This is a genomic window from Peristeroidobacter soli (assembly GCF_004138485.1).
Lineage (GTDB): Bacteria > Pseudomonadota > Gammaproteobacteria > Steroidobacterales > Steroidobacteraceae > Steroidobacter > Steroidobacter soli.
The window spans coordinates 380,269-388,883 of record NZ_RYEV01000010.1 but is presented as its reverse complement, the minus strand read 5'-3'; the positions used below and the strand labels follow the sequence as shown (position 1 = coordinate 388,883).

Here is an 8,615-nt window from a genome sequence, read left to right as displayed (position 1 = left end):
GGCGGCGCCTCGAAAAGCGCTCCGCCAGGTGGTCCCCAACCGAGGAAATCCGGTGGTCCCGAACTCAGGAAATCAGGTGGTCCCCAACCCAGGAAACTGGGTGGGTCTCAACGGAGGAAATCGTGCACCACAGCGACTGGGCGAGCGGAATCCGCTCGTAACGGGCCGGCGTACAGCCCTGCTCGAGAGACTCCGGCAAAACGGTTCAGGCTATGAGCCCTGGTGCGCCGGACATGCAATCGATCATGCATGCCATATTGTTTTCTTCCGAAGGCGTGCTGAACCCGCTCGTCTCGATGGAGCGGCCGGCGGACTAGGCGCGAGGCGGGGCCAATTACGGTTTCGATGCCAGCCTGGTTTGTCGTGAATACCGGCTGGGCGAGGGCACATGATAGCGCTCGCCGTCGTCGAGTGAGACGCGCCAGGTCGTGATCGTGAATAGCGTCGTCCACTCGGGACAGGGCTCGTTGATCCATTTCGAAGTGCAAGCGAAAAGACCTATGGCCGGCCGGTCTTCGCAACAATGGACACGTGGTAGGTGGCAGGAGTCCTCGGGGTGACGCTGCTGTTCGGCGGGGGAGTGACGAACGCGGCTGAGGTTTCAGTGCCGGCCGCCGATCGGAACGACACGTTCGATTTCGACATCCCGGCACTGCCGCTTCGAAATGCCACCCAAGCTTTCGCCAAGCGTATCGGCCGTGACACCTATATCGGTCATCGGGCCTTCGAGTCGTGCCGGGACTTGATCGTCGGTCCCGTCGTGGGCCGATTCACGGCGCAAGAAGCGTGGCGCAAACTCACTGCACCGATCTGCGCCGCCTCCGGGAGCGTGATCGAGCGACCGGGCGAACCGCCCGTCTACATGCTGGACCATCCTTGGGTCGCCGAGCGCGAGATTCGGATCCCCCGCGCGCCGCTCGTCGAAGCCTTGAGCGCGCTCAGCTCGAAATTTGACGACCTACCCATCGAGTATTGGGCGAGCGACTTGGACGAAGGGCGGACGCTGGTCGGGCCGATCGCGGGGCGCCTGAGTCCGGAGGAGGTGCTGCAACGAATCGAGGCGCAACTCGGCTCGGGCATGCGTCACCGACGCGATGGTCCGTATGTCCTCGTGCTCGACTCAGGTGACGCGGCGGCGTTGGCATCCACGCGACACTACCTCTATGGGCGCCAGTGTTTCTGCCCGGTCCGCATCGAGCCCGTCTCGGGTGGTGAGATGACCGTCGAGGGCGCACCGATCGTCGATCGCGACAGTCCCGGCAACCTGAGATTCACCCGCAAACAAATCGAATCGACCGGCGCGACGACGTTGCCGCAGTTCTTTCGATACCTCGCGATCAGCGGATATTCCCGCCCGGACGGATACATTGCAAGCGGCGCGCAGTACGCGGATTTTCGAGGCCTCGGCCGAGATACGCATCTCGTCACTATCAACGGCCGGCGCACGCTCCCGAGTGCGAACAACGTGTCCTCCTCCGCCTTTGATCTCAATACGATTCCGCTGCCCGCGGTCGAGCACGTCGATCTTCGGTTGGACTCCGCCTCGATGCGGGCGGGGGCGGATGCAATCGCGGGCACGATCGACATCGTCACCCGGCGCGAACTCGAGGGCGCCGTGGAGCTGCGATACGGCTTCGCTGACGGCGGCGCCGAGGAGCGACGAACCACGCTGAGCGCAGGGCATCGAGGGGACGCCGGCGGCTTTGCGGCGTTGTTCGATTGGTTCGAGTTGGGCGGGCTGCTCGGCAACACCCGTCCACTGTCGCGCGAACAAGACTATACGCGGTTTGGCGGCATGGACTTCCGCAATGCCTTTGCGATTTACTCGATCGATGGCGCGAACTTGCCGGGCCTGCCGACGCCGTTCGCGGGCGTGCCTGCACCCCGCGTCTCGGACACGCTCTCGATCTCGGAATTGACCCCCGGGGAGCCGCAACGCGTCAGTTTGTCGAGCTATCAGTCCTTGGCGCCTTCGGGCACGCGCGCGAGTGCCGTCGGCGCAGCCGACTATGAATGGCGAGGCCTCGAGTTCGCCGCGGATCTGTTGTCGACCCAGCGCAAAACCGCCTATCAATACTTTCCCGCGATCGTCTCCGGCGAGGTCAGCAAAGATCTCCCCGGCAATCCCTTCGATGCGCGCGTGTGGATCGATGCGCCCCTCACCGGTGCGCCCTCGATGGCCCAGCACATCGACTCGGAGTTGGGGCGCGGTGTGTTTTCCGTGCGCGGGCCGGTGGGACCGTGGGAGGTCGATCTCGCGGCAATTCGTTCGCGAGAGACGGCGGAGGCGTGGGTCGACCACACGCTCGATCCCGGCGGCATGCAGGCGGCGCTCGAGGCGAGCGATGCGGATCTCGCGCTGGATGTGTTCGCGAGGCGACCGGGCGCCGATGCGCCTGCAACCATCTGGGCCGACCCGATGAAGCAGCGATTCTCTTCGTCAGGCACGCATCTCGTCGGTAGCCTCGCGGGTCCGATCTTTCGCGCGCATCTGCAGCTCGGGCTCGAAGCGCGGCGCGAGGCGATGCAGTTCGACGCAATGGTCGGGCGCGTCGAGCGCGACGTGCATGGCCGGTTTGCGCATCTCACGGTGCCGCTCGTGCATCCGGAGAACGGCATGCCGGGCGTGCGCGAGCTCACCGCGCTGGCGGGCGTGAGACACGATGGCTTCAGTGATGGGCAAACCGTCACCCGCGCGCACGGCGAGATTCAGTGGCGCGTGATCGATCAGCTCATGATCGATGCAAACCTGGCCCAACAGTATCGGCCGCCCTCGCTGTTTGAATTGAAGTTACCCACCGTCGAGATTCCCGTTCAAATCTACGATCCGGCGCGGGAGGAGGCGGCCACCGTGCTGCTTCGCTCGGGCGGCAATCCTGCCTTGCGGCCGACGACGGGCAAGAGCACGCACATCAAACTGACGTACGCGACACCCGAGGCGTTCTCGGTGTCGCTCAACTATTTCTCGATCCGGCTGTGGGATCGCATCGCAGTCTTGCCGGTTCCGTTCTTGCTCGCGGCGGAAGCCCAGTGGCCGGACCGGGTGGGTCGTGACGAGCCGACCGCGGAGGACGTGGCGGCAGGCCGTCCCGGGCGCATCACGTTCGTGAACACCTCACAGGTCAACGTGGGACGTCTCTTTACCCAGGGTTGGGATTTCAGTATTCGCAAGCGATTTGAGACCGCGGGCGGCGCGTTCACGCCGCAGGTGGACTTCACCTGGATCGATCGCTTCGAGTATTCCGATTCACCGGCCGCCGATGCGCCGATGACCGATCGGGTGGGGCTCGCCTCGGAGCAGGGCACGATCACGGCCTGGCGAGCGGTGGCTTCGTTGGGATGGCAGCGCGGGCCGTGGGAGGCGACGACGTTCCTGCGCTTGATTCCGGCTTATCACGACTTGGACGGATCGCGCATCGGCTCGCAGCAGCTGTGGGACTTGAATGTGTCCTATGCCGCGGGCCCGCACGTGACGTTCACGCTCGGGGCCATGGATCTCGCCAACACGTCGCCGCACTTTGCAAAGATCGGTGCGGCGACGGGTTATGACTCCTCACAGTGGGACCCGGTCGGTCGCAGATTAGTGATGACGAAGCGAGCGGTGGATCCAGGCGATCGCCCCAAAAAGTTGCCGACGAGCTCCAGGCACTATTTCACGGAGCTTGGCGCGCGTATCGCCGTCGTCCGAAAGTCCAAAGGCTACACCCAGGCGGAGCTGGCTCAACGGGTGGGCGTATCTCAGCAAGCGATATTTGCCTATGAGATTGGCGATCGGCGTGTCTCTGTGCTGATGCTGGGGAAGCTCGCGAGGGTATTCGGCATGGGGCTCGAGGAGTTGACCCAGTTGTCGAAACCCGTTCGCTCTCCACCGCAGCGGCTGTCACCGCGGGCAGCGCGGCACGCCGAGCGTCTTCTGGCATTGTCGAAGACGCAGCAACGATTTGTGATTCAGATCATCGACGTTCTTGAGGTGAGAAATGGCGGTGTCAAAGGTTAGTCACGTACGTGCCTCTGGCACTCAGCTGCCGCGGTCGTGGCGTCAAAGCAGACGTCCAGGTCAATGGCGCCGTCACCTGCGCTCTGAGGGCCGGTGCGCGCGCTTGCAAACGGAAGCGTTCGGCTGTGGAGCCATGGCGGGGTCGCCGATGAGGTGGTGAGTCTCGGCTACATCGCCCCCGAATCCTCATCCAGAAATATCCGCGACGCAACCTTCAACCACCCAACCCGCATCTTTTCCTGCGTCCCGCCCGGCGCCTGCCTCAACGTTCGCGACGGCGACTCCCCAAACAGCACCTTATAATTCCTCGCGAGCAGACTCGGATCAAACACCCCGAACCTCGCCGCAATATGCGTCACCGTATCCAGCTGCGGCTGCGTTCTTAACAGCGCTGCCCGAATCTCATGCAGTTGCCTGACTTTCAGCAACCGCATCGGCCCCACGCCAAAGAACTCATGAAACATGTTCCTCAACGCCCGCTCGCTCACCTGAGTCGCCCGACACAGATCATCGATGAACACTGGCTGCCCCTCATGCGCATTCATGAACGCGAGCGCCGATGAAATCACCACCGACCGCGACAACTGCGGCCGTCCGATCTTCGGCCCGGGATCCGCAGGAACGCTCTGCCTCAACGCATGGATGAGCGCCGAGGAGATCTCGCCATCGGCGGCGGCGGTGTCCATGAATCGGGCGGCATCGATCAGCTGTTTCACACTGTCGAGGATCTGAGGGGAGGTGCGCCGACGCACCGTCCCGTTCGCGCCGGCGCTGGCGAGCGCCGAGGTGGCCAAGCTGTGATGCAGCGGCACGGACACGCTCGCCCACTGACTCGCATCACTCACCGACCACAGAAACGGCCGGTCCTCGCGCAGGATCACGAAGGAGTCGGCATCGAGAATCTGGCCATTGACCCGGACGGTGCCGAGGTTCGTGAGGGGCACCTGAAACGTCAGCGTGCCGGGCTTGCCGCGGCCGGCGAAGGTGAATGGGCCGCCGGTGTGCAGGTGCTGCATCGTGCCGGTGGCGAGCTCGATGCCGTCGATCCACCAGTTCAGTTCGGAGGGCGCGGTGCGAATGAAACAGCCGACCGTGCCTCGCAGCGCGTCGGCGAACTCGTCGGTATCCTGGTAGACGATCCTGGTCACGGATGATGGAAGAGTTTTAGCGCCGCAGTATCGGGAAGGGAAAGTCTCGTAGTGTCGAGCGAGAAATACCATCAGGAAATCCCCACACCCGGCCAGACCCGGCTGAAACGTCACGTTGCAGCATCGTGAGATCCGGGCGATCAGGTCATGGCCGGACTCTGCAATTCCTCGAGCTGCCGCTCCGCTTCGCGCAACCGCGCTTTCGCGCGGCTGCCATGCGCCGTGTCCCCCGAGGCGCGCTTCATCGATTCGATCGTCCTGCTCAACCAACTGCGCGCGAGACGCCGGTGCTCGGGCTTCGGCAACGGCCCGCCGACGGCGGCGAGCCGTGCATGCGTCCTGCCGAGCTGCAGATACACCAAGCCTTCGTAGTAGTGCGTCTCGAGCAACTCACGATCGGCGCTCGGGATCCGATTGCGAAGTAAGCTGTCGGCGACGGTCAGGCGCGACAGCGCCTCCCGCGGCTCATCGATCGCGAGCAGCGCCTCCGAGAGTTGTCCCAGCGCGTGGGCCGCTGTGATCGGGGCCTCGAAATCGCCCGTGTCCGCCACACGGAACGCATCGAACCTGCGATAGGCCTCCTCGAACAATGGCATCGCCTCCGTCGGTTGATTTAGCTTCAGTCGCGCTGCGCCCAGAGCGATCGACGTATACGCCTGCGCCCGAGAGAGGTCGGGGCGATTGGGCGTGGCCGCGTCCATGGCGCGCCACATCGCAAGCGCCGTCGTGAGGTGCTCCGCAGCTTCCTCGGCACGCCCGGCGCGCTCGATGAGCACGTAGCCGATGCGATGCTGGCTCAGGGCGAGGTTGTGATGGAGGCGAGCATCGCTCGGATCGACCTCGAGCAGCTCGCGATAGCGCTCGGCCGCCAGGCGCATCAGTGCCAGTCCGTCCTCCAGGTTTCCCAAGAGCGCGTTGTGCCAGCCATAGGAAAGGTACGCGTTGCCGAGCGCGCGGCGATCATCCGCGGTCGCCCCGGGCGCGCTCGCGAGCGCCAGGGCGAGGCGGTTGATCTCACGAAACTGCTCGCTGGCGGCCTGCGTTTCGTTGGCGACCGTCAGCAGCTCCGCGAGCTTTCCATGGGCTCGAAGCAGATCCCGCTGCAGCTCGATGCCGCCGCCTTCCTGGGCGAGCAGGGACTCGCGCGTGCGGATGGCGATTCGATAGCTCGCGAGCGCGCCGGGGGTATCGCCCAGGTTGGCATCCCCCATCCGTCCCTGGATGTCACCAATTTTCTCATACGCGCTTGCGAGATCTCGACGCAGAATCGGATTGTCGCGGGTGTCTTCCTTGGCGAGCTCCGAGAGATGCTTGAGTGAGGTATCGATCAACAGTTTGCGCGCGGTGATGGAGCCGGGGAGGTTTTCGATCGCGCCGTGCACCTCTGTCATGTAACTGGTCGCGAACTTCCGCACGATCTCGAAGTGACGCGAGGCGCGCAGGCGCTCGCCATCGGCGAGGTGCGCGAGCCACAGCGTGGTCGCAATACCGCTGGCCATCGCGATCACGAACGAGGCCATCGCGGCACTCGCGAGCCGATTGCGAGCCAGGAACTTCCTCGCGCGATAGGCGGCGCCATCGCGATGAGCGCGCACGGGGAATCCGCGCAGATAGTTGAGCAGATCTTCGGAGAGCTGCTCGACCGATCCATAGCGATCCTCCGGCGCCTTCGCGATCGCCTTCAGGATGATGCTGTCGAGATCGCCCGGCAGGTGCCGCGACAGGGCGCGATACGCGTCACCGCTGCGACGGGCCATCACGCTCGGTGGCTCGGGCACCAGCTCACACAGCTCCTTGATCTCCTCGGGCATCAGGGCGCTGCGCAGGTGAAAGGGCAGGCGGCCCGCGAGCAGTCGATATAACAACACGCCCAGCGAATAGACATCACTTGCGGTCGTGATGGGCTCACCGAGCAGTTGCTCGGGGCTTGCGTAGTCGGGCGTCAGCGCGATGTAGCCGCTCGTGAACCGATCGCCGCCCACGCCACCGACGCCACCCAGCGCCGGCGGCGGATTCAGCAACTTTGCAATCCCGAAGTCGAGCAGCTTCAGCACGCCGCGCTCGGTCACGAGCACGTTGTTACATTTCAGATCCCCGTGCACCATCAGATGTTGATGCACGTAATGCACGGCCCCGCACAGCGTGCGCACCAGATCCACTCGCTCGCGAATGCCGAGCTTCTTCTGCTCGCAGTAAACATCGATGGGCTGTCCCTGGATGTACTCCATGACGAGGTACGGCATGCCGCTCTCGGTCGTGCCGCCATCGACCAGGTGCGCGATGTGCGGATGATTGAGCTGCGCGAGGATCTGTCGCTCGGCGCGGAAGCGTCGGAGCAGTGACTCCGAATCGAAGCCGTGTCGCAGGAACTTGATCGCGACGTCTTTCTGATACTGGTTGTCGTCACGAACCGCGCGATACACCTCGCTCATGCCGCCGCGCTCAACCTCCCCGACGATCCGATACGGCCCGAAGCGCCGGCCGATCCAGTCGATGGGCGGGGAGGCGAGCCCCGCGCGCTGGGCGGCGGGCCGCTCGATGAAACTGTCGGCGCTCTCGTGGGCCTTCAGCAGCGCTTCGACATCGCGACGAAGCGCGAGGTCCTCATCGCACGCACGACGAATGAACAGCTCGCGCTCGCGGGCGGGCAGCTCCACCGCCGCGTTGAAGACGTCCTTCGCCCGATGCCATTGCTCAGAGCGCATCAATGATTCTTTCCCAGCTCACAGCGCAGCCACGCGCGGGCGTGCATCCATTCGCGTTTGACGGTGGCGTCCGAAATGCCCATGGCGTCCGCCGTCTGTTCGATGGTGAGCCCGCCGAAGTAGCGCATCTCGACGATCTGCGCCTGACGCGGATCGATCTCCTCGAGACGGGCGAGCGCCTCGTCGATTGCCGAGACATCTTCCTGGGTATGACCATCGAGGTGTTGAAGCGCCGTCGGTGTCGTGCGATCGAGCGCCGGTCCCTCTTCCTCCGCAGAGCCCCCCACCAGCTGATCGAGGCTCACCGCTCGCGCGCCGCCGCCGCGTTTGTCCGCCAGGCGAGCGCGCGCGTGATCGACCAGAATGCCGCGCATGAGTCGCGAGGCGAGTGCAAAGAAATGTGAGCGCCCCTGCCAGTCGACCGCCTGCTGATCGACGAGGCGGGCGAACGCCTCGTGGACCAGGGCGGTTTTCTGGATGGTGTGATCGGCGCGCTCGCGCCGTAAGTAGCCTTGCGCCAGCCGACGAAGATCGTCATAGAGCAGGGCGGTGAGGCGCGCTAGCGCATGCTCATCGCCCTGATGCCATTGTACTAACAGCTGAGTGACTGGCTGAGTGTCGGTATTGTCGTTGTGGCTCATGCAGAGGATCGACCCTGATCTCGGCTGAGCGACGGAGAGTAGCCGGCCGGGGATCGATTGACCCTTGGCAGCAAGGGCATGAGCGGCACCTTCCGGTGGCCGGATGCGACCACCGGAGTGTGGG

4 protein-coding genes are annotated in these 8,615 nt (G+C 64.5%); 1 reads left to right on the top strand and 3 read right to left on the bottom strand.

The features are described from left to right. Positions 1-556: 556 nt before the first annotated feature. Positions 557-3,997 carry a TonB-dependent receptor domain-containing protein gene (locus EKO19_RS36080; protein WP_129782275.1) on the top strand — a complete coding sequence of 1,147 codons (3,441 nt, stop codon included), beginning with the start codon at positions 557-559 and terminating at the stop codon, positions 3,995-3,997. Positions 3,998-4,164: 167 nt separating this feature from the next. Here the strand turns inward: EKO19_RS36080 and EKO19_RS36075 are convergent, their stop codons facing one another. The 3 genes from EKO19_RS36075 to EKO19_RS36065 form a co-directional block, all read right to left on the bottom strand. After that, positions 4,165-5,145, bottom strand: coding sequence for a helix-turn-helix domain-containing protein (locus tag EKO19_RS36075; RefSeq protein WP_157995601.1), 981 nt, complete (start codon positions 5,143-5,145; stop codon positions 4,165-4,167). Positions 5,146-5,285: 140 nt separating this feature from the next. After that, positions 5,286-7,850 (bottom strand): serine/threonine-protein kinase, encoded by a 2,565-nt coding sequence (locus EKO19_RS36070; RefSeq protein WP_129782273.1) that lies wholly within the window; start codon positions 7,848-7,850, stop codon positions 5,286-5,288. Beyond that, positions 7,850-8,491 carry a sigma-70 family RNA polymerase sigma factor gene (locus tag EKO19_RS36065; protein ID WP_129782272.1) on the bottom strand — a complete coding sequence of 214 codons (642 nt, stop codon included), beginning with the start codon at positions 8,489-8,491 and terminating at the stop codon, positions 7,850-7,852. Before EKO19_RS36065 ends, EKO19_RS36070 begins: the two co-directional genes overlap by 1 nt. Positions 8,492-8,615: the final 124 nt, after the last annotated feature.

Excerpts from the sequence above, each read along its gene's own strand:
- EKO19_RS36070 (WP_129782273.1), bottom strand. The coding sequence starts at position 7,850 with ATGCGCTCTGAGCAATGGCATCGGGCGAAGGACGTCTTCAACGCGGCG.
- EKO19_RS36065 (WP_129782272.1), bottom strand. The coding sequence starts at position 8,491 with ATGAGCCACAACGACAATACCGACACTCAGCCAGTCACTCAGCTGTTA.